General features: G+C 32.3%; 24 protein-coding genes and 1 other RNA gene. 11 read left to right on the top strand and 14 right to left on the bottom strand.

What is annotated here, in order from left to right:
- Positions 1–100: 100 nt before the first annotated feature.
- Positions 101–580: an Lrp/AsnC family transcriptional regulator gene (locus H599_RS0107560; protein WP_007139244.1), complete on the bottom strand. Its 480-nt coding sequence runs from the start codon at positions 578–580 to the stop codon at positions 101–103.
- 76 nt (positions 581–656) lie between these two features.
- Positions 657–1,811: a M14 family metallopeptidase gene (locus tag H599_RS0107555; RefSeq protein WP_026713574.1), complete on the bottom strand. Its 1,155-nt coding sequence runs from the start codon at positions 1,809–1,811 to the stop codon at positions 657–659.
- A gap of 311 nt (positions 1,812–2,122) precedes the next feature.
- Here H599_RS0107555 and H599_RS0107550 point away from each other — a divergent pair, with 311 nt between their 5' ends.
- From H599_RS0107550 to H599_RS20275, 4 genes are all read left to right on the top strand, one after another.
- Positions 2,123–2,575, top strand: a complete 453-nt coding sequence (locus tag H599_RS0107550) for a helix-turn-helix domain-containing protein (RefSeq protein ID WP_026713573.1) — start codon at positions 2,123–2,125, stop codon at positions 2,573–2,575.
- A 248-nt stretch (positions 2,576–2,823) separates the two neighbouring features.
- On the top strand, positions 2,824–3,489 hold the full coding sequence (locus H599_RS0107545) for a spermidine synthase (protein WP_026713572.1): 666 nt from the start codon (positions 2,824–2,826) through the stop codon (positions 3,487–3,489).
- A 78-nt stretch (positions 3,490–3,567) separates the two neighbouring features.
- The gene (locus tag H599_RS21185; protein ID WP_035141327.1) at positions 3,568–3,792 is read left to right on the top strand and encodes a hypothetical protein; all 225 of its coding nucleotides are present in this window, start codon (positions 3,568–3,570) and stop codon (positions 3,790–3,792) included.
- 16 nt (positions 3,793–3,808) lie between these two features.
- On the top strand, positions 3,809–4,303 hold the full coding sequence (locus H599_RS20275) for a potassium channel family protein (protein ID WP_245600501.1): 495 nt from the start codon (positions 3,809–3,811) through the stop codon (positions 4,301–4,303).
- Here H599_RS20275 and kdsB read toward each other — a convergent pair.
- The 4 genes from kdsB to H599_RS0107520 all read right to left on the bottom strand — a co-directional run bounded on the left by kdsB (position 4,277) and on the right by H599_RS0107520 (position 7,311).
- Complete coding sequence (gene kdsB / locus H599_RS0107535; RefSeq protein ID WP_026713571.1) at positions 4,277–5,002, bottom strand: 3-deoxy-manno-octulosonate cytidylyltransferase; 726 nt, start codon at positions 5,000–5,002, stop codon at positions 4,277–4,279. The two genes, H599_RS20275 and kdsB, sit on opposite strands and share 27 nt — an antisense overlap.
- 71 nt (positions 5,003–5,073) lie before the next feature.
- Positions 5,074–5,232 carry a hypothetical protein gene (locus tag H599_RS20755; protein ID WP_155960759.1) on the bottom strand — a complete coding sequence of 53 codons (159 nt, stop codon included), beginning with the start codon at positions 5,230–5,232 and terminating at the stop codon, positions 5,074–5,076.
- A gap of 274 nt (positions 5,233–5,506) precedes the next feature.
- Positions 5,507–6,337 carry a 4,5-DOPA-extradiol-dioxygenase gene (ygiD, locus tag H599_RS0107525; RefSeq protein ID WP_026713570.1) on the bottom strand — a complete coding sequence of 277 codons (831 nt, stop codon included), beginning with the start codon at positions 6,335–6,337 and terminating at the stop codon, positions 5,507–5,509.
- Positions 6,338–6,432: 95 nt separating this feature from the next.
- Entirely contained in the window at positions 6,433–7,311 is an 879-nt protein-coding gene (locus H599_RS0107520) for an SDR family oxidoreductase (protein WP_035141324.1), read from the bottom strand.
- A 122-nt stretch (positions 7,312–7,433) separates the two neighbouring features.
- On the opposite strand from H599_RS0107520, the gene H599_RS0107515 reads away from it, so the two are divergent.
- A complete protein-coding gene (locus H599_RS0107515) occupies positions 7,434–7,802 on the top strand; it encodes a winged helix-turn-helix transcriptional regulator (protein WP_035141316.1) in 369 nt (122 codons plus the stop codon).
- 121 nt (positions 7,803–7,923) lie between these two features.
- On the opposite strand, the gene H599_RS0107510 is transcribed toward H599_RS0107515, so the two are convergent.
- The 3 genes from H599_RS0107510 to H599_RS0107500 all read right to left on the bottom strand — a co-directional run bounded on the left by H599_RS0107510 (position 7,924) and on the right by H599_RS0107500 (position 10,547).
- The gene (locus tag H599_RS0107510; protein WP_026713567.1) at positions 7,924–9,345 is read right to left on the bottom strand and encodes an ATP-dependent DNA helicase; all 1,422 of its coding nucleotides are present in this window, start codon (positions 9,343–9,345) and stop codon (positions 7,924–7,926) included.
- Positions 9,346–9,607: 262 nt separating this feature from the next.
- Positions 9,608–10,204, bottom strand: a complete 597-nt coding sequence (locus tag H599_RS0107505) for a MarR family winged helix-turn-helix transcriptional regulator (protein ID WP_026713566.1) — start codon at positions 10,202–10,204, stop codon at positions 9,608–9,610.
- 109 nt (positions 10,205–10,313) lie between these two features.
- Entirely contained in the window at positions 10,314–10,547 is a 234-nt protein-coding gene (locus H599_RS0107500) for a hypothetical protein (protein WP_026713565.1), read from the bottom strand.
- A gap of 212 nt (positions 10,548–10,759) precedes the next feature.
- Here H599_RS0107500 and H599_RS0107490 point away from each other — a divergent pair, with 212 nt between their 5' ends.
- Together H599_RS0107490 and rsmD are read left to right on the top strand one after the other, a co-directional pair.
- Positions 10,760–11,566, top strand: coding sequence for a DUF3822 family protein (locus H599_RS0107490; RefSeq protein WP_026713564.1), 807 nt, complete (start codon positions 10,760–10,762; stop codon positions 11,564–11,566).
- Complete coding sequence (rsmD, locus tag H599_RS0107485) at positions 11,563–12,141, top strand: 16S rRNA (guanine(966)-N(2))-methyltransferase RsmD (protein ID WP_026713563.1); 579 nt, start codon at positions 11,563–11,565, stop codon at positions 12,139–12,141. Before H599_RS0107490 ends, rsmD begins: the two co-directional genes overlap by 4 nt.
- 72 nt (positions 12,142–12,213) lie before the next feature.
- On the opposite strand, the gene rnpB is transcribed toward rsmD, so the two are convergent.
- Positions 12,214–12,591, bottom strand: an RNA gene (gene rnpB / locus H599_RS20280) — RNase P RNA component class A.
- 125 nt (positions 12,592–12,716) lie between these two features.
- On the opposite strand from rnpB, the gene H599_RS0107480 reads away from it, so the two are divergent.
- The 3 genes from H599_RS0107480 to H599_RS0107470 all read left to right on the top strand — a co-directional run bounded on the left by H599_RS0107480 (position 12,717) and on the right by H599_RS0107470 (position 14,853).
- Entirely contained in the window at positions 12,717–13,031 is a 315-nt protein-coding gene (locus H599_RS0107480; RefSeq protein ID WP_026713562.1) for a hypothetical protein, read from the top strand.
- 101 nt (positions 13,032–13,132) lie between these two features.
- Positions 13,133–14,218, top strand: coding sequence for a DNA polymerase III subunit gamma/tau (gene dnaX, locus H599_RS0107475; protein ID WP_026713561.1), 1,086 nt, complete (start codon positions 13,133–13,135; stop codon positions 14,216–14,218).
- Positions 14,219–14,460: 242 nt separating this feature from the next.
- Positions 14,461–14,853 (top strand): DNA polymerase III, encoded by a 393-nt coding sequence (locus H599_RS0107470; protein WP_231633641.1) that lies wholly within the window; start codon positions 14,461–14,463, stop codon positions 14,851–14,853.
- On the opposite strand, the gene H599_RS0107465 is transcribed toward H599_RS0107470, so the two are convergent.
- From H599_RS0107465 to H599_RS0107450, 4 genes are read right to left on the bottom strand one after another with little or no spacing between them, the layout of a single operon-like run.
- Positions 14,850–15,443 carry a TMEM175 family protein gene (locus H599_RS0107465; RefSeq protein ID WP_026713559.1) on the bottom strand — a complete coding sequence of 198 codons (594 nt, stop codon included), beginning with the start codon at positions 15,441–15,443 and terminating at the stop codon, positions 14,850–14,852. The genes H599_RS0107470 and H599_RS0107465 overlap by 4 nt on opposite strands.
- 8 nt (positions 15,444–15,451) lie before the next feature.
- Positions 15,452–16,342: a Ppx/GppA phosphatase family protein gene (locus tag H599_RS0107460; RefSeq protein WP_026713558.1), complete on the bottom strand. Its 891-nt coding sequence runs from the start codon at positions 16,340–16,342 to the stop codon at positions 15,452–15,454.
- A gap of 23 nt (positions 16,343–16,365) precedes the next feature.
- Complete coding sequence (ppk1, locus tag H599_RS0107455) at positions 16,366–18,438, bottom strand: polyphosphate kinase 1 (RefSeq protein WP_026713557.1); 2,073 nt, start codon at positions 18,436–18,438, stop codon at positions 16,366–16,368.
- 3 nt (positions 18,439–18,441) lie between these two features.
- Positions 18,442–18,927: a SixA phosphatase family protein gene (locus H599_RS0107450; protein WP_026713556.1), complete on the bottom strand. Its 486-nt coding sequence runs from the start codon at positions 18,925–18,927 to the stop codon at positions 18,442–18,444.
- A gap of 368 nt (positions 18,928–19,295) precedes the next feature.
- Between H599_RS0107450 and H599_RS19350 the strand changes: the two genes are divergently transcribed.
- Positions 19,296–20,530 (top strand): hypothetical protein (locus H599_RS19350; protein ID WP_035141312.1); only part of this gene is annotated, 1,235 nt, incomplete at its 3' end.

Raw genomic sequence — 20,530 nt, 5'->3', positions numbered from 1 at the left:
TTAATTATTTAGTTAATTGAGTTCTATTGTGATTTTTCTATAAAAAATTACCCCAAGAATCAACTTGAGGTATTCATATAAATAACATTCAAGTCAAAAATTACATATTTTTGAAAATAGTATGCATCAAACGCTTCTTATCGTTGATACTTTCTTCAAGAGAAATCATAGTTTCAGTTCTGTAAACACCATCAATATCGTCAATCATAAAGATTACATCTTTAGCATGTTTAGTGTCTTTTGCCCTGATTTTACAGAAAATATTAAATTTTCCTGTTGTTACTGAAGCAACTGTTACGAAAGGAATTTCGTTGATACGTTGTAAAACAAACTTCGTCTGAGAAGTATTATTCAAAAACACACCTACATAAGCAATAAAAGAATAGCCTAATTTATCATAATCCAAAACTAAAGAGGATCCCATAATAATTCCGGCATCTTCCATTTTCTTTACCCTAACATGCACAGTACCAGCTGAAATCAATAATTTCTTAGCAATATCCGTAAACGGAACTCTCGTATTGTCTATCAACATGTCTAAAATCTGATGATCTACTTCATCTAAACGGAACTTACTCATATTTCTCTAATTATATTATTAATTATCATTTTAAACCATAAAAATATATATAAAAATGATAAAGTCGTACAAAAAATTACTTTTTTATTAATCCATTAACGAATTTTTGTTCTTTTCCTAAACAAAAATTTGCTTTTTGATCAATTTTTGGAAAGTTCCCGTCTTCATCTTCATAGCTAGCTCCTTGAGCATCAAACACTTCATGTCCGAAGAAATTTTCTAAATCGTCAATTTTGGCAATATAAGCATTAAAATTAATTTTTCCGTCAACTAATTCCTCCTTATACTGTGCAGCAAAATTCGTTATTTTTTCATTACCGTCATAATTTATTTTAACCTTTTTATACATTAAATCATAAAAAACGACTTTATTTTGAGAAATATTCAAATATTCTTTCGTTCTATTGATAACTACAACGTTTTCGCAAATTCCTGTAAAACTCGATACCAAAGCAATAAAAATATATTTACGAGTCATTTCTCTTTGATAATCTCCCGGGAAATGTCCTGCTTCAAATAAAACAGTAGGCACTCCTAAATATTGAAAAGTATCACCTATACAATTGATATTAAAGGAATCATCAAAACGCCCGATTTGCCCCGGAATAAATTCCTGTAAAACCGAATTCATCTCCGCAATCAAATTAATAGCCTTTTGCCTGGATGCATTAATTTCTCTTTCTTCATTATAAGAAGGTGCTAAAAACGAAACAGTTGCCGGTTTTCCGGTATCAGCCACACCAAAAATAGTACGCTGATCATGCAAATTATAACAGTAATCCGGTTTGAATTCTTCAAAAACAGCTCGCAAAATTTTACTTTCAGGCTGTGTCAAAGCTTGAGAATCTCTGTTTAAATCAATTTCATTAGCATTTGCCCTAGTGTATAAAAAAGCTCCGTCAGGATTTAACATCGGCAAACAGCAAAAAGTAAAATTGCTTAAAAAGCGCTCCGCTAATTCAGTGCCGCTATGCAACAGGTTTAAAAAATCAAACAAAGCCTTGGTTGTTGTGCTTTCATTGCCGTGCATTTGCGACCAAAGATAAATTTTAGTCTTCCCGCTACCTATTACATATTTATAAATCGTTCGCCCCTGCACCGACTGTCCCACAACCGAAAGTTGATTATCTGTATTTAATCGTTTTAAAATTGGTTCAACAGACTCTAATGTCAAATACCTGCCTTCAATCGTTTTTTCTTTATTATCAAGAAACAATTGTTCTAAATTCATATCCTGTTTTTTTTGATTTACAAAAGTAAACATCTTTATTTTTACATTTGTAAACAGATAAAATTTCTATTATTTCAATATTGTAAACAGCTATTTCCATATTAATTCCTAAAAAAGAGGAATCAGATTAATATTTGTCACAACTTTATAAAATATCAAATAAAAATCTTTTTATCAGTTAGTTATAATGGATTACTTAAACTTTATCTAAAAATATTTTTTTCGATCACAGCTGTTTACACCTGTAAATTTGCCTGCTTAGTTACTTTTTATTACATTTGTAAACAGTGCTTTTAAAAATATATTTCACAATGGTAAACACAGATGATTTTATAAAAAGACTTGAAATAATTCTCGATTATTACGGAATGAATGCCTCGGCTTTTGCTGATAAAATTGGTGTACAACGCTCCAGTTTATCTCACCTTCTTTCCGGAAGAAACAAACCCAGTTTGGATTTTATTCTGAAAATTTTAGACGTTTATCCTGAAATTGATCTGTATTGGATTTTGAATGGAAAAGGTAATTTTCCTAAAACTAACTCAAATTCACCTGAAAAAGAAACAGGAACTACATCTACTCCTATTCACACTTCCATTGATACCGTTTCAGACGCAAACAAAGAATTATTTTCAGAAACTACAAATCCTAATAAAATTGATAAAAAGGAATCTGATTCATTTCCGTCGTTCGATGAAAACATAGAAAAAATTGTCTTTTTCTACAAAGACGGTACTTTTAAAACATACAAACCCAATTCATGAGTTAAAATAAAGTTTAAAATTTAACTTAAATATTTAAACGAAATTAAGCTACTCATCTATAAACAAATCAAGACTTTATCATTTTTACAACAAATACTTTATGTTTTAATAAATTGTTTTTATTCGCTGAAGTACAACAATTTTCAACTTTTTTCAGAACTCAATTCAAACGAAAAAAATCTATTTTTTTTTAAAATTATCCAATCTAAATTCCGCAATTAAACCTATTTTTGAGAAAAAACTTATTTATGCTAAAAAGATTGCTTAGTTACCTTTACCCTATTAAAATTCACAGTCAAAAATCAGCTTTTAGCAAATCATTAGAAATCACCTGGGCCAATGGCGATTTGGTCATGGATTCTATGAATACTAATTATTCTTATGGAAGTTTGCAACGCATCTTAAAATTAGGGCTGAAAAATATTGGTTTTGACAAAATAAAAAATATGCAACATATTTTAATACTTGGAGTTGCAGGCGGGAGTGTAATTAAAACTTTAATTGATGATATTCATTTTACCGGAAAAATAACAGGTGTTGAAATAGATTCGGAAGTGATTCAAATTGCCAATCGTTACTTTAAATTAAACGAAATTCCGCAACTTAAAATTATAATTGACGATGCTTTTGAATTTGTTTTAAAAACTGCGGACAAATACGATTTGATTGTCGTCGATGTTTTTCAAGATACTAAAATGCCCAATTTTCTTTTTGAAACTTTTTTCATAGATCGGATTTGTTTTTTACTCAAAAACCAGGGAAGTATTCTTTTCAATACGATGCTTTTGAATAAGGCTGATAATCTTAGAAATCAAAAATTAATCTCCGATTTTTCTAAAGAAAATTGCAGTATCAAATCGATTCCAAGAGTTGAAAAACACAACGAACTTATCATAATTGAAAAATCAGTTTGACCTAAGTAATTTTTTATTTCCCCCATTCAACTTATTGTATTATTTGTACATTAGATTTTTATAAAACAATCTTTATCCATGAAAAAGATACTCCGAAAATTGCTTTTAGGAAATTTAACCAATTTACGTGAGCCCAAATTGAATCCGATTCAAAGGCGCATTCAAAACATCAAAGCCATTTGGAATAACGATCATCAGGACGACAACGGAATTGAAAAAATTGTCCGTTTGCTACTTTCTACTTCACAGCTAATTTTTCCCGGGATTTACATCAAATATTTGGCTTCCAAAAAAAGGAACTGAATACGAAGATTTAGCAATGGATTTTTATATTTTGCTTAAAGTAGCTTTGTCAGTAATAATTATTACCAATCAATGGCAACAATTTCCGGTGGTTTTAGGATTGATGGTTTACGTCATGCTGGAAACCGTTTTATACATTCCAACCTTAATTTTTGCTTCCGATTTATTTGCCCGACCACGTTCTTACAAGCGTTCGATGCTTTTGCTTTTCTTTAATTATCTGGAAATGATTTTAGGATTTGCTGTTTTATATTCCACTGGCAAATATTTAAATAAATCTTTTAACAACTGGTTTGATGCCGTTTATTTCAGCACTGTTACTTCAACCACCATTGGTTTTGGCGATTTATATCCCGTACAGACTTTCGGGAAAATTTTAGTTATTATCCAATCGATGTTGGTTTTAATGTTTGTGGTTTTATTTCTGAATTTTTATTCCACCAAAATCGATTCGAAAGGTTATTTTGAAAAAAGCAAAAAAAGATTAAACAATCTTTCTTGCTTTTTCTAAATCTTCTTTAGTGTCAATACCAATTCCGGCGTGAGTCGTTTCGACCATTTTGATCTGTTTGCCAAATTCCAAATAACGTAGTTGTTCTAATTTTTCGGAAGCTTCCAAAATTTTCATTGGTAAATGGTAAAAATCCAACAAAGCCTGTTTTCTAAAAGCATAGACTCCGATGTGTTTCATGTAACGCACACCCACATTTTTTTCTCTTGGATACGGAATTACCGAACGCGAAAAATACAAAGCAAAATTATTTTGGTTTACCACTACTTTCACATTATTCGGATTATTGATTTCTTCCTCGTCTTTGATTTCATACATCAACGAAGCCAAATCTACTTTTTTGTCAAAATCATTTTTGAAAACTTCGATAACCTCTTTCAAAGGTTCGGCATTGATAAAAGGCTCATCACCCTGAACATTGATTACAATGTCCACATCCATGTTTTCAACAGCTTCGGCAATACGGTCACTCCCCGATTCGTGTTCTTTGATACTCATAATGGCTTTTCCGCCGTGAGTTGTAATTTCGTCAAAAATTAAATTGGAATCCGTTACTACAAAAACATCATCAAACAAATTTGTGTTTACTGCGGCTTGATAGGTTCTTAAAATGACTGTTTTTCCTCCCAAATCCTGCATTAACTTGGCGTGAAATCTTGTTGAGGCGTAACGGGCGGGAATGACTGCTATTATTTTCATACGTTGTTTTAAACAATAAAGAGCAAATATAGATTTTAAATTTGAAATTAGTTGTTTCAGATAATCATGTTTTATTTCATATAAGATTCAAATTCTTCACTTGTAGTTGTAATATCAATCTTTTTAAGATTTTGATTGGGATCAAACAAATAAATCCCAAACATTTCTTTTTCTAAATCAGGATTTATAATTGTAAAAGCTTTGTCGTAAACTTTGCTGACTTGCTTCATAGGTTAAAATTAAGATTATTTCTTAACTTTCTGTGATGGCTAAATTAGCCATACCCAGTTGGTGAATATATTACTGCACATTTACTAAGTATCATCATTTAATGTAGATGATAAATTTTCAGATATTTTATTTTTTGAAACGATTAAATTCTGATTTATACTATTTGACTTTTCTTCAACTTCTTTTATTTTTTCATTACAAGAAATAAAGGAATAAAAACTAAACAATATCAAAATACATTTTTTCATTTTCTCTTTAAAATAATTTACACTTTTACATAATCTTCACCGAAGTCATGCTCAAAGAACCTGCCAATAATTTGTCATTAAACAAACTCAATTCTTCTTGTTTTTCTTTTAAACCTAAAGTATAAATTAAAGGTAAATAATGATCCGGTGTAGGAACGGCTAATTGTAATGCGCTACCCTGTTTTTCATAATCAATCAAGGCTTGGAAATTTCCGTCTAATAAATAAGAGTTCACTTTTTCCCGGGCTTCAATTGCCCAGTCAAAACCGTAATTATCTACATCCATATTATAGAAATCGACTAACCGTAAATTGTGTACAATATTTCCACTTCCTACTATAAGAATCCCTTTATGACGCAAGTCGCTTAATTTTTGTGCCAATTCAAAATGGTATTGTGCCGGTTTTGAATAATCAATACTTAACTGAATCACCGGAACATTAGCATCCGGATACAAATGCCTGATGACACTCCAAGCTCCATGATCCAATCCCCATTCGTAATCGAGTTCAACCTCGGTTGGCAACAATAATTCCTTTGTACTTTGGGCTAACTCAGGACTTCCTTGCGCCGGATATTGCACTGCAAACAATTCTTTTGGGAAACCGCCAAAGTCATGAATCGTTCGGGGCATTTCCATCGCGGTGACTTTTGTTCCTCGTGTAAACCAATGCGCCGAAATACACAAAATGGCATTAGGTTGTGGCAAAGTTTTGGCTAAATTTCTAAAACCTGCCACAAACTGATTTTCTTCAATCGCATTCATTGGACTTCCATGCCCAAGAAACAACACCGGCATTTTTTCGGTATTTGAAAAAGTACTGGAAATTTTATGTAAATCGGTTAAAGAATTCATAAATAATGTTTTTATTTTTAACCACAAATTACACAAATTAGCGCTAATTAATTGGTATAATTTGTGGTTTATTAAATAAGTATTATGGTTTTCATTTATTTAAAATAAACTTGTTTCAAAAAATCATTCAAACTTACCGGTTTTCTGCCTAATAATTTTTCCAAATCGGATGTGTCAGCATTAAATTCTCCTTGTTTGATTGCTTCCGCAAAACCTGCAAACATTCCGATGTATTCTCCCGGAACTCCGGCATTTTTTAATGTTTCGGCATATTCATCTGTAGTGGGGCTGAAATAGCTAATTTCTTTAGATGTTATTTTGCTTAAGGTTTCTGCAATTTCCTGAAACGAATAATTTTTAACATTGTTAGTAGCATATTCTATATTTTCATGACCTTCTGAACTCAACACATTCGCAGCAGCTTCGGCTAAATCAGTTCTGGAAACATAAGCTGCTTTTCCTTCTCCTGCCGGAAAATAAATACCTGTTTCTAAAACTTTTTCTCCCATAAACATAGGCAAAACTTCAAGATATAAATTGTTTCTAAAAATAGTATAGGCAATTCCACTTGCTTTTATAGCTTTGTCAGTGTCAATATGCGATTGTGCTAAAAAAGTAATTGGTGAAGTTTCGGTTTCGTTCTTACGTTCAAAACTGGTATAAACAATATGCTTTACTCCTGCTTCTTTGGCTGCTTTAACTGCATTTAATTGTTGCACACTTCGATTAGCTAAATCTGTACCTGATACTAACAATAGTTTATCAATTCCCTGAAAAGCGGTTACTAGCGAATCATAATTATTATAGTCTCCTTTTTTAAGGCTAATTCCTTTTTCCTGTAAATCTGAAGCTTTTGATTCGTCTCTAACCAAAGCCGAAATCGCTGTAGCAGGGATTCCTTTTTTTAACAAAAAGTCAATTGTTAGTTTACCAAAATTTCCTGTAGCTCCTGTTATTAAAATTTTTGCACTCATTATTTTTTTATGTTTTATGTTTAACTTTTATTCAAAGTTAAGTACATTTGATATACAAAATATACTCACATACTAAAATACACTAGTATCCTTTTGTATAGTAATAATAAAAGCAACACATTATGGAAGTAGAAAAAACAATCAGTTTTAAAGAAGCCAAGGCCTGTCCTGTTCAGTTTGTTTTAGCGGTAAATGATACTTTGAATGTAATAAGTGGAAAATGGAAATTACCAATTATTGGTTCTTTATTATTTGAAAAGAAACGTTTTAGTGATATTCAACGTAATATTTCCAAAATTACTCCGAGAATGTTATCCAAAGAATTGAAAGATTTAGAAATGAACGGAATGGTAAAACGTACTGTTTATGATACTACTCCAATTACTGTGGAATATGAATTAACTGAATCAGCCAAATCATTAGGAGATGTATTAGACAAAATGCTGGAATGGGGATTGCAACACCGTCAGTCCACACTTTCTCAAAATTAGAAAGTATTACTAATTTATTTTCACCATTAAGAAATTAAGAGGATTAAGGAATTGAAAACTTAACTATCCTTAATACCTTAATGGTTTAAATCAAAAAAACAAAATGGTTAAAAACCAAAAATTAATCCACAAAACTTTCATCTTTAAATCCTATTAAGTACAATTTGTTTTTAGCACGGGTCATGGCGGTGTACAACCATCGGATGTAATCTCTATCAATTCCGTTAGGCAAATACGGTTGTTCAATAAAAACGGTATTCCACTGCCCTCCTTGTGATTTATGACAGGTAATCGCATAAGAAAATTTCACCTGCAAACCATTGAAATATTCGTTGGCTTTTACTTTTTGGAATTGCTTGAATTTGGTTTCACCTTCGTAATCTTTCAAAACTTCCTGGTACAATCTATTGGATTCTTCATAAGTCAAAGAAGGCGATTCACTTTTTATAGTATCTAATAACAAAACCGTTTCAAAAGGTTTTTGATTCGGATAATCGACCATTCTGATTTTTACTTTGGCAAATTTAAAACTGTATAATTCGACAATTTTAAAGATTTCCAAAATTTCAATAATATCTCCATTGGCAATAAAACCGGCTTCGTCGGAATCTTTAAGCCAAAAATAATTATTCTTGACCACCATCAAAAAATCTCCGGCAGAAAGTTCGCTTTCTTTATCTAAAATTCGGGAACGAATTTGCTCATTATATTGATTGGCTCTTTTATTGGAACGAACAATAAAAGCCGTGTCTTCAATACTGTAATTACTGTAGGCCGAATGAATCGCATCCTGAATATCATAACCATCCACTAAACGAACAATATCTTTAAATTTTCGAACATCAAACTGAAAATCAGTAACAAAACTATCCTTCAATAATTCACGTAATTCGGTTGCGTTAAATAAGATTCCCGAACTTTCTTCCTGACGCATCACTTCATTCAACTCGATATGATCTACATCCATATTATAATGTAAACTCAAAGTATCGATATCCAAAGCCGGACTTACTTCTAAATTCACCGGAGGCAACTGAGCGGTATCTCCCAAAAGAATCATTTTGCAATTGGTTCCTGAATACACATACATAATTAAATCGTCCAGCAGTGAACCATTGGCATACATTTTAGAATCAGAATCCACATCCGAAATCATCGAAGCTTCATCGACTATAAAAACAGTATTTTTATGTTTGTTAGGTTGAAGCGTAAAAGTCACTCCTCCTCCTGAGGATTTCTTAGGGTAATAAATTTTCTTGTGAATAGTAAAAGCCGGTTTCTCCGAATAATTAGCAATTACCTTAGCAGCCCTACCTGTAGGCGCCAGCAAAACATATTTTTTATTAATCTCTGTCAGATTATTTACAATAGTCGAAATCACAGTAGTTTTTCCCGTTCCGGCATATCCTTTGAGCACAAAAATACTATCATTAGTTGTTTCGGTCAAAAAAATGGCAATCTTCTGAAAAAAAATATCCTGATTGTAAGTAGGACTAAAAGGAAATTTCTTTTTTAGAAGACTATAAAACTGGGAGGAAATCATTGTTATTATTTTGCCGCAAAGTACGTTTAATAAATGATAATTTCAAAAGTCAATCACAATGGCAATATCAAATGAGAATGTAAAAATATTATAATTGTAATTAAAAATTGTCATTACTCTTAATTAAGAATTCAAACACAAACAAGAACTTATATACCTAATATGTATTATAAGTAATCCGAATTTAAACTTCTCCCGCTATTAATTTAATCCTTTCAATTATAATTGCTTTTTTTTGAAATTGTAATTGCAATTGATTTCATCACATTTGAATAAATTCACCGCAGTCTATTCTAATATCTTCATCTTTTAATTCTTGTTGGAGTAAACCACAAAAAGACTTATTATTTTGGCTGGAAAAATACTTGCAATTATAACAGGTTCTTTGAATAGTGATAATTTTCATCTTGTTCAATTGGGATATCATGCCGGAAATGTTTTTCCAAAGAACTATTTTATCATCAATAGTTGATTTTGAAATAATCTCAGTCAAAGGATTAATGAAATTTTCTGTATCTGAAACAATCGTTTTTCCTAAATCGGTCAATTCAATACTATAACTTCTGGCATCCACATTATCCATAATTTTGTGAATGTATTTTTTTTGCTCTAAAGTTTTAATGGTATCACTAATGGTGGGTTTAGACACATCAAATTCCCGGGCAAGATAACTTACTGTCGCTTGACTCTTAGCATGGTAATTAATAAAAATCAATATTTGGATTTGGATGGGTGAAAGAGAAAGTTTTTTTGATTTTTCCCAAAGCAATATTTTAAAAACTTGTGAAATGCGCTCTAATCCGGCAACAATTTTCTTGTCCAGATTTGTATTTTGTTCATTAAGATTAAAAACCGACATACTTTTTATATTAAATAGCACTTCATTGAATGTAAAAGTAAGCGTTTTTATCCAAAAAATTTCTAATAAATTTATCCCCATTGGATTTTACCAACAGGGATAATTCTGATTAATCTTTTAAATCTTTCAATGCCGCTCCAAAATTTAAATGTAATACATTGCCTTTTGGAGTTACTAAGGCCGGAACTGAATTTACTCCCGCTCTTTCCGCTTCTTCTATTTTAGATTTATCCTCTCCAAGATGAATGATTTGAACATTATTTTGTCCAATTAAATCAATTACATCTTGTTCTGCACTTATGCAGACTGGACAACCTGCATGGTAAAAAATTGATTTGCTCATAGTTTAAAATTTTATAATTAGACTTTTATAGATTGTAACAGGTATTACGATACAAATATAGTTAGTTATCCTAACTAATAAAAACAATTTAACATTCATTTAATTTGTCCACTCAAAGTCAAAGGATATGAATTTAGATTTACAAATTATGAATAATTGCTTTTTGAATAATGAATTTGTAAGTTTGCGATTCAGAAAAAAAATCTTCATCAATGGACATCACCGAAAAGAAATATAAAAAACTCTCCATTCAGGTTTCGCTGACGGGACTTTCTTTTTGCTGTTTTGACACACTTAACAATACGGTTTCCGCTTTTAAAGATATTCCATTTGGTAATTTTGATAAGAATTTAAAAATCGAAGATTTATTTTCCAACGCATTTGAAGAACATCCGGAATTGAATGAGGTGTATGATGACGTTTTGGTAATTCACAGTAACAATCTATCGACATTTGTTCCGGAACCACTTTTTGACGAAAACTATTTAGGAAGTTATTTGCAATACAACACCAAGGTTTTTGAAACTGATTTTTTTGCTTTCGACGAAATCAGTAATTATGGGATCAATGCAGTTTATATTCCGTATGTGAATATGAATAATTTCTTTATTGACAAATTTGGTTCTTTTGAATACAAGCATGCCAACAGTATTTTGGTCACTAAATTATTAGATGCTTCTAAAAATGTAGATACTAAAAAGATGTTGGTTCATTTTAATGCTTCTCATTTTGAAATTGTAGTGATTCAAAATCAAAAGTTATTGTTGTTTAATTCATTCGAATACCAAACTCCGGAAGATTTCATCTATTACATTTTGTTCACCGCCGAACAATTGAATATAAATCCCGAAAATTTCCCATTGGAATTAGTTGGAAACATCACAACCGAAAGTCCTTTTTACAAAATCGCATACAAATATGTTCGAAATGTTTCGCTTATTGATGTGGAAGATTTGAAATGGAACAATTATTTTACGGAAGCCGAAAACCGAAATCATTTTATACTCTTCAATTCATGAGAATCATTTCAGGTAAATACAAAGGAAGACGCATCAATCCGCCAAAAGGTCTGCCAGTACGTCCTACCACCGACATGTCTAAAGAATCCCTGTTTAATATTTTAAACAATCATTTCAATTTTGACGGTTTAAAAATTTTGGATTTATTTGCCGGCACCGGAAATATCAGCTTTGAATTTGCTTCCCGCGGAAGCGAACCCATTACGTCTGTTGATAGCGATTTTGGTTGCGTAAAATTCATTAAACAAACTGCAGCCGAATTTGATTTTCCAATTGCAGCTATCAAAAGTGATGTTTTTAAGTTTCTGGAAAAATGCAACACTTCTTATGATATTGTTTTTGCCGATCCACCTTATGGATTAGATCAGACTATTTTTGAAAAAGTGGTTTTATTGGTTTTTGAAAATAACATAATGAATGAAGACGGAATGATGATTATCGAACATTCCAAACATACTACCTTAGAACACTTACCTAATTTTTCATTCCAAAAAAGTTACGGCGGATCAATTTTTAGTTTTTTCGAATTTGAATTGGATGCAGATGAAGAATTTGAAGAAGGCGAAGAAGAATAAAAACTATTAAAAAATAACCATTAAGGTATTAAGTTGAATCCTTCTTAACTTTCTTAATATCTTAATGGTAAAAAAAAAAACAGACCTATAAGCCGGATTCTGTATCCCGAATCCCGATAGCTATCGGGACGGGACCCTTATCATTTATCTAGCCTCGTCATTACTGACGAGATCAAGCTACCTACCCTTCAGCAACGGACGAGAAGCCCTTTTTATCCCGTCCCGAAATTTCGGGATCAGGAGCTGATATACTTGGTATTTCACCGCATAGAGTTTACCTGGTTTCACTACAGCATTACCTGTACATACTTTCTGTTGCACTTGTCCTATCCCCCCCCCGATAGCTATCGGGACGAGATGACGGGTGTTACCCGCTATGCCTCTCTATGGTGTCCGGACTTTCCTCTCTCTCATCCCGAAAGACGAGACAGCGATAAGGCGGTCTGTGGTGCAAAATTACAATTTAAAAACCATGTCAACAAGTACAAAACAGCGACTTTAACAAGTATTTCGCAATACATTAAAAATAAAATGGTTATATTTAAATAACTTTTAACCACTTAATATTTTACACCATGGATCCGATATACCACTACGATTCTGTTTCAAAAGCCTTGGACGAATTGAACGAAAACGGTTTTAATTATGACTTTAACAAACATGAAGATGTCATTTTGAAAAACCCTGATAAATTTGAAATCAAACATATTTATCGTTATGAAGGCGAATCCAATCCGGATGACGAAGCCATTGTTTTTGGTATTCAATCCAAATCCGGTAAAAAAGGAGTTTATGTTTCAGGTTTTGCCGCAAATTCTAACAATGAAACCACGCAACTATTATTAAATATTAGTATTAAATCCCGAAGCAGAAGGAAAAATCAATCTTAAAAACAATCAAATCAGGATTCTAATTTTTTATAAAATCTTTCAATATTTAAATTTTTCAATCTTTAAATTAAAACCTATATTTGCTTTCGAATAAAATTTCTATGGAACAATTTATAGTATCAGCCCGCAAATACCGTCCGCAAACATTTAATGATGTTGTGGGACAAAAAGCGATTACCAATACTTTATTGAATGCCATAGAAAACAATCACTTGGCTTCTGCCCTTTTATTTACAGGTCCCAGAGGTGTTGGAAAAACTACTTGTGCCCGAATCCTGGCCAGAAAAATCAACCAACCTGGTTACGACGACCCAAACGAAGACTTTGCTTTTAATGTTTTCGAATTGGATGCTGCGTCAAACAACTCGGTAGATGATATTCGAAAACTAATTGATCAGGTACGTATCCCCCCGCAAACCGGAAAATATAAAGTCTATATTATTGACGAGGTACACATGTTGTCTTCGGCCGCTTTTAATGCTTTTCTGAAAACATTAGAAGAACCGCCTAAACACGCTATTTTTATTTTGGCAACAACCGAAAAACATAAAATCATTCCAACGATTTTATCCCGTTGTCAGATTTTTGATTTTAAAAGAATCACTGTTAAAGATGCCAAAGAACATTTAGCCGGTGTTGCCGAAAATCAGGGAATTGAATTTGAGGACGATGCTTTGCACATTATCGCTCAAAAAGCCGATGGTGCCATGCGTGATGCTTTGTCTATTTTTGACAGAGTCGTTTCTTATTGTGGAACAAATTTGACCCGTCAGGCGGTAACCGAAAATCTAAATGTTTTAGATTACGAAACTTACATTAATGTAACCGATTTAATTCTGGAAAATAAAATTCCGGATTTATTAATCGCTTTCAATGACATTCTTTCAAAAGGTTTTGATGCACACCATTTTGTTGCCGGATTGGCTTCTCATTTCCGTGATTTATTAGTTTGCAAAACACCTGCAACTTTAACTTTATTAGAAGCGGGAGAACAGGCTCAAAAGCTGTATGGTGTTCAGGCTCAAAAATGTTCTCAGGAATTTCTTTTACAAGGAATTGCTATTGCTAACGAATGTGATTTGAAATACAAACTCAGTCAAAACCAACGATTATTAGTTGAACTTTGCCTAATGCAATTAGCCTCTATCACTTTTGATGGAGAAAAAAAAAAGCTGAGTCCTTTATAATTCCACCTACTTATTTTAGAAAAAATGATTATTCAATAGTTGAACAAACAAAAACTGTTGAAAACCATACTGCTGCCAAACCTGTAACTGCTCCAACTTCGGTCTCAGCAGAAAATCAAGCAATCGAAAAACCGGAAACTACAAAAAACAAAGAACCTGAAGTAACAGGTCCGCAATTTTCTGCCTTATCTTTATCGAGTATTCGAGCCAGACAAGCATTGGAACAAAACAAAAAAACAGTTGTGAGACCAACTGTGGATTTGCCTACCGAAGCTTTTACCGAAACCGAAATGTTGTTGCAATGGAATAATTATGCCAAACGCTTAGGAGATAAAGGATTTAAAATTATGGAATCTTTATTGCTTATCAATGATCCGGTTTTAAACGGCACAACCATTAGTATCGAATTACCTAACGAAGGTTCCAAATTAGATTTCGAAAAAGAAATGAATGGACTTTTAGGACATCTACGAGGACATCTTCACAACCACAACATTACGATTGATATTATTGTAAATGAAAATGTTGCTATCAAAAAAGCCTTAAACGATCAGGACAGATACAACCGTTTACACGAAATCAACCCAAATATTGATTTGTTGCGAACCACTTTTGGATTAGACATAAACGCTTAATGTTTACTTTTCCCGGATTCCAAAATTTTCTTTTCAATTCTGGAATCAGGAATTAACCACATCAGGGCAACTATTAAATAAATGGCTAAGGAAATCCATTGATAGAAAAACGAAATTACAATTGCTAAAAGATACAAAGTCTGCGACCATTTTCCTTTAGAATCTTTACCAACGGCTTCTGCCAAAAAAGATTTTTCACCATCCAAACAAATAATTGTTGTTTGTAAAATCACAAAAGCAATAGCCGACATAAATAAAACCAAGCCATAAACGGTTACAGTTGCTTTGGCAAAATTATGCTCTCCCATCCAGGCCGTAGAAGCCGGAATCAGGGAAAGCCAAAAAAGCAAATGAAGATTTGCCCAAAGAATTTTACCATTAACTCTGGTTGCGCTATGCAGTAAATGATGGTGGTTATTCCAATAAATCCCCACATAAATAAAACTCAGCACATAACTCAAAAAAACCGGAAAAAGACCAAGCAAATCTGAAAACAAAGCTCCTTCCGGAACTTTTAATTCTAGAACCATAATTGTGATAATGATAGCCAGCACTCCGTCGCTAAAAGCTTCCAATCTGTTTTTATTCATATTAATTATTATATTTTACCAAAATACATGGCTTTCACAATTCCGTCGGAAAGTCCAATTTTTGGAACATAAATATTTCTGGCGCCACTCCATTTCATTGCATTAAGATAAATTCGAACTGCCGGAATAATTACGTCGGCACGGTCAGGATTCAAACCTAATTCGGAAATTCTTTGGTCGTAAGTCAGCGAATTTAAAAAAGCATATTGCGAATTAATATACAAATATGACAAAGGTTTGTCCTGCATTTTTCCGGACATTTTAAACAACTTATTAATGTTTCCTCCGGATCCAATCAAAGAAATTTCATCAAACTCGGCAGTATTAGTTTTTATCCATTTTTCAATTTCATTCCAAACCACATCACAAACCATTTCATTAAGCAAACGAACGGTACCTACTTTAAAAGAACGAGAGGTTACAATTTTTCCGTCTGAAAACAGCGTAAATTCAGTACTACCACCACCTACGTCAACAAACAGATACGTTTTATCTGTTTTTAACAAATGATGCAAATCGGTTGAAGCAATAATAGCAGCTTCTTTTTTGCCATCGATAATTTCAATTTTAATATCGGCCTTTTTTTTAATCATCGCTACCACTTCTTTTCCGTTGTAAGCTTCACGCATTGCCGAAGTAGCAAAAGCTTTATAAGCTTCCACTTTATGTACTTTCATCAACAGATTAAATGCTTTCATTGCATCAATCATCCTGTCTGAATTCTCTTGAGAAATTTCTCCAACGGTAAAGGCATCCTGTCCCAAACGAATAGGAACACGGACTAAAGCACTTTTATTAAACTGTGTTTCTTTGCCGTCCTGTTCTACAATATTGGTTACCAATAAACGCATCGCATTCGATCCAATATCAATGGCGGCATATTTTTTAATTTTTATCATTCTCTTACTTTATTAATGACTTTTTAAAAGATAACTTCTTTTAATAAATCAACCTTTCGTTGGTAATATTTATACGTTTCAATTTGTGCTCTAAAGATATTTTTACCGTTATTCTTACGGTATTTATTGTCTAATTTATACGAATGAAAACGTGCTTTTACATTTCCTTTCCAACCGATATCAAAATTCTCAATCAATTCTTTTTTAATTTCCTCGTCATAAATCGGACAGCTAACTTCGACCCTTCCGTCTAAATTTCGGGTCATAAAATCGGCAGATGAAATATAAACTTCTGTTTGTCCTCCATTTGCAAAAATATAAATACGGGAATGTTCCAGATAATTATCTACAATACTAATGGCTTCAATATTTTCGCTCATCCCTTTTATTCCTGGAATTAATGAGCAGATTCCTCTGACTTCTAATTGAATTTTAACTCCAGCATTACTGGCTTCATATAGTTTATCAATTATATCAAAATCAGACAAACTATTCATTTTTAACTTCATATACGCTACTCTTCCGGCACGGGCATTCATAATTTCTCTATCGATGAACTTATAAAATTTTGAACGGGTATAATGTGGAGATACAATCAAATGTTTATAGCGATGAACTCGATAATTAATATTGAAAAATTCAAATATTTTTGAAATGTCTTTTAAAATTTGTTGGTGACTGGTAAAAAGGGTCACATCAGTATAAATTTTAGCAGTAGATTCGTTGAAATTTCCGGTAGAAATAAAGCCGTAACGCTTATTTTTTCCGTTTTCAATTCGTTCAATCACACATATTTTACTATGAACTTTCAAACCTTTGATACCAAAAATAAGTTCAATTCCTTCCTGTTGCATTTGTTCGGAATATGAAATATTCGAAGCTTCGTCAAAACGTGCCTGTAATTCGATTTGAACCGTAACTTTTTTTCCGTTTTTAGCAGCATTTATCAGCGAACTGATAATTTGAGAATTTTTTGCTAATCGGTACAACGTAATTTTTATTGTAGTCACTTTGGGATCTAAGGCGGCCTCTCTTAAAAATTTGGTCAAATAAGAAAAAGACTGATAAGGGGCGTGCAACAGATAATCTTTTTTACTGATTTTCTCCAAAATACTTCCTTCCAGACTCAATCCGGGAATTGGCAAAGGAATATTTTTTTTATAAAGTAAATCGAATCTGCCTAAGTTTGGGAACTCCATATAATCCCTTCTGTTATGGTATCTTCCACCCGGAATAATACTGTCAGTAGAGACAATTTTCATTTTATCTAAGAAAAATTGCAGTGTATCATCTTCAATCAACTGATCATAAATAAAACGCACGGGTTCTCCTATTCGTCGGTCTTTTACACTGGTTGAAATTTTTTCAAGCATACTTTTACTCAAGTCACTATCAATCTCTAACTGTGCGTCCCGACTAATTTTTATCATATGAGCCGAAATACTGTCGTAATCAAAAATATTGAAAATACTATGTAAGTTGTGTCGAATAACATCATCAATAAGAATTACATATTTCTTATTATCATTTGACGGTAAAACCACAAAACGATTGATTGTTTTTGGGATTTCAATAATAGCATAATGAACTTCTCCATCTTTTTTCATCACCAACTTTACAGCCAAATAACCTACATTATCTTTCAGCAATGGAAATTCGGCCAAATCATTCAAAATGATGGTTACTAATTCGGGACTTAAAGACTGAATAAAGAAGTCTTTCAGGAAAATTTCCTGTTCATCGGAAATTTCATTTTCATTGATAATAAAAATATTTTCGGTTTCCAGTTTGGCTTCTATTTCTTTCAAAATAGCCAAACTTTCCGCCTGATGTTCAATTACAATTTCGGTAATATCTTTAACTAATTGCTGTGCCGAGATTCCTCCTAAAATTTTTTCTCCCGTTTTTCCGGATAAACTTAATCTGCGAATAGCGGCAAAACGAACTCTGAAAAATTCGTCTAAATTATTGGAAAAAATTCCTAAAAATCGTAATCTGTCTAATAATGGAACCGAATCGTCTGCTGCTTCCTGGAGTACTCTGGCGTTAAATGCTAACCAACTTTTTTCTCTGTCAATATATTTTTGATCAAACATTTTTTATTTTAAATCTTTTGGCATTATTATTTTTTTAGTTTTTCCTTTATTTATTTTATCCCAATAATCTGTATCAAATTCAAGCGAAACAAAGCCGCTTGTAGGAACATTATCTATAAATACATCACCAAATTTATTAACAAAATTTGTAATTGCAGCATTATGACCAAAAAGAATTACACTATCAAATGAGTTTGCACAGGATTTTACAATATGTTCCAACTGCTTTTCATCAAAAGTGTATAACTCCTCTTTATAAACAATATTTTCTATAGGATACAACATATTTTGGGCAAAAATAACCGCAGTATCAGAAGCTCTTTTGGCGGGACTACTCCAAATAATATATTTTTTAGGAACATGCTTTTGAATATTAGAAGAAACTAAATGCGCATCCTGAAGCCCTCTTTGATCCAAAGGCCGATCAATATCTTTCAACGGCATATCCCAATTTGATTTTGCATGCCTTACTAACACTAGATTTTTCATATGGTTTCTGTTTACATGACGTTATTATAAATTTCCTAAACAGAAAGATACAATTAATCTTTGAATATTTTATGTCATAAAAACAAAAAATCAACAAAGTCATGAGCTGATTTCAAAATGCTACATCCTATAAACAGGTTTCGATATTAACAGAACTTTTTGATTAATTACGACAGATAAACAAAAAATTAACTCAATTCTAGGGTTTGTTTTACAAATAAAAACGCTTTTTAACGAGTTTTTAGGTTGTTCAAAGAGAAAATTTATTGCTGAATTTTAATGTGAGTAGCTTAGCAGTGAAATAAATTATCACCATTTATATCCAACATATAAACCTATAGCTCCATAATTTTCTAAAACTCATATTTATGAAAACAACTGTACTTAATCTTCAATTAAAACAGTATTGGGTAAATGTTTTATTTAAAAATAATCTTTTACTGTTTTTAATATTGTTATTCTGTTCTCATACTTTGATTGCACAAACAAAATTTGATTGTAATAGCTGTAATTCAAGTGATGAAAAGATATTATCTGTAGAATTAGTTTCTACGACGTTAAATCCAAATCCTCTCGGCTCAGATGACTTATATTTGCCTTTGAGTCCTTCTTGTACAAGTGGAGACGCAATTCAAGGATATCTTAAAATTAATGTTCAACAACAATCCACGACTAGATATGGCTTCCTTGTAGAAGCTGATATATATACCAATGGAATCAAGACTGATGACATTAGTTTTTGTAATCCAGCCAGTACAAATTCAGGAATAAGAAGTGTCTATATAACTAATAAAGTAATTTCCTGGACTTGTGGAACTACAATCAGCTTACAAAAAATAATAATAGGATGGGGGAATTCTACCGGTCAAAATGTCTGCAATTTAGATAATTGTAAGATTGGTCCTCAATGTTCTAACAATGAACTCAATCCGACAGTAACTGTAATAACACCTCTAAATGCGGATTTCACAACAGAACGTAGTTGTCCTGGTGGAACACAATTTGAAAACATAAAATTTATAAGTACCTCTACAGGAGGTACTACACCTTATCAATATCAATGGGTTATTAGTGATGGTATAAATACTACGACAACACCATATTCCTCAACTAACAATTACACTTACGCCCCTGCAAATACTAATAATTTAACTGTAACATTAAATGTTAAAGATGCTACAGCGGTTCAAAAGACAGATTCAGAAACTAAAACAGGAATTGCGGTTGGCACATGTTGTACTATTGCAATTAATCCGATAACAAAAACAAATGTAACTTGTAATGGAGCTTCTAATGGTACAGTAACAGCAACTATAACCGGAGGTACTGGAACGATAACTTATGATTTATTATATTCTGCCACTTCTGGAGGATCGTTTACAGACACAAATTTACCTACAAATGGTGATTCAAATGGAATTTATACCGGTTTAGGTATTGGATTTTATAAAGTTAAAGTTACTGAAGCCAATGGATGTAGTGTTACAAGTTCAGAAGTTGAGATTACACAACCAACAACTATCGTTGTCAGCAACGTTTCTCAATCAACTATCGACTGTAACGGTGGTGATGCAACTGTAACTATTACTGCTGCCGGTGGAAC

This window comes from Flavobacterium daejeonense DSM 17708 (assembly GCF_000425425.1).
Taxonomy (GTDB): domain Bacteria; phylum Bacteroidota; class Bacteroidia; order Flavobacteriales; family Flavobacteriaceae; genus Flavobacterium; species Flavobacterium daejeonense.
This window is presented reverse-complemented; position numbering and strand designations above follow the sequence as displayed.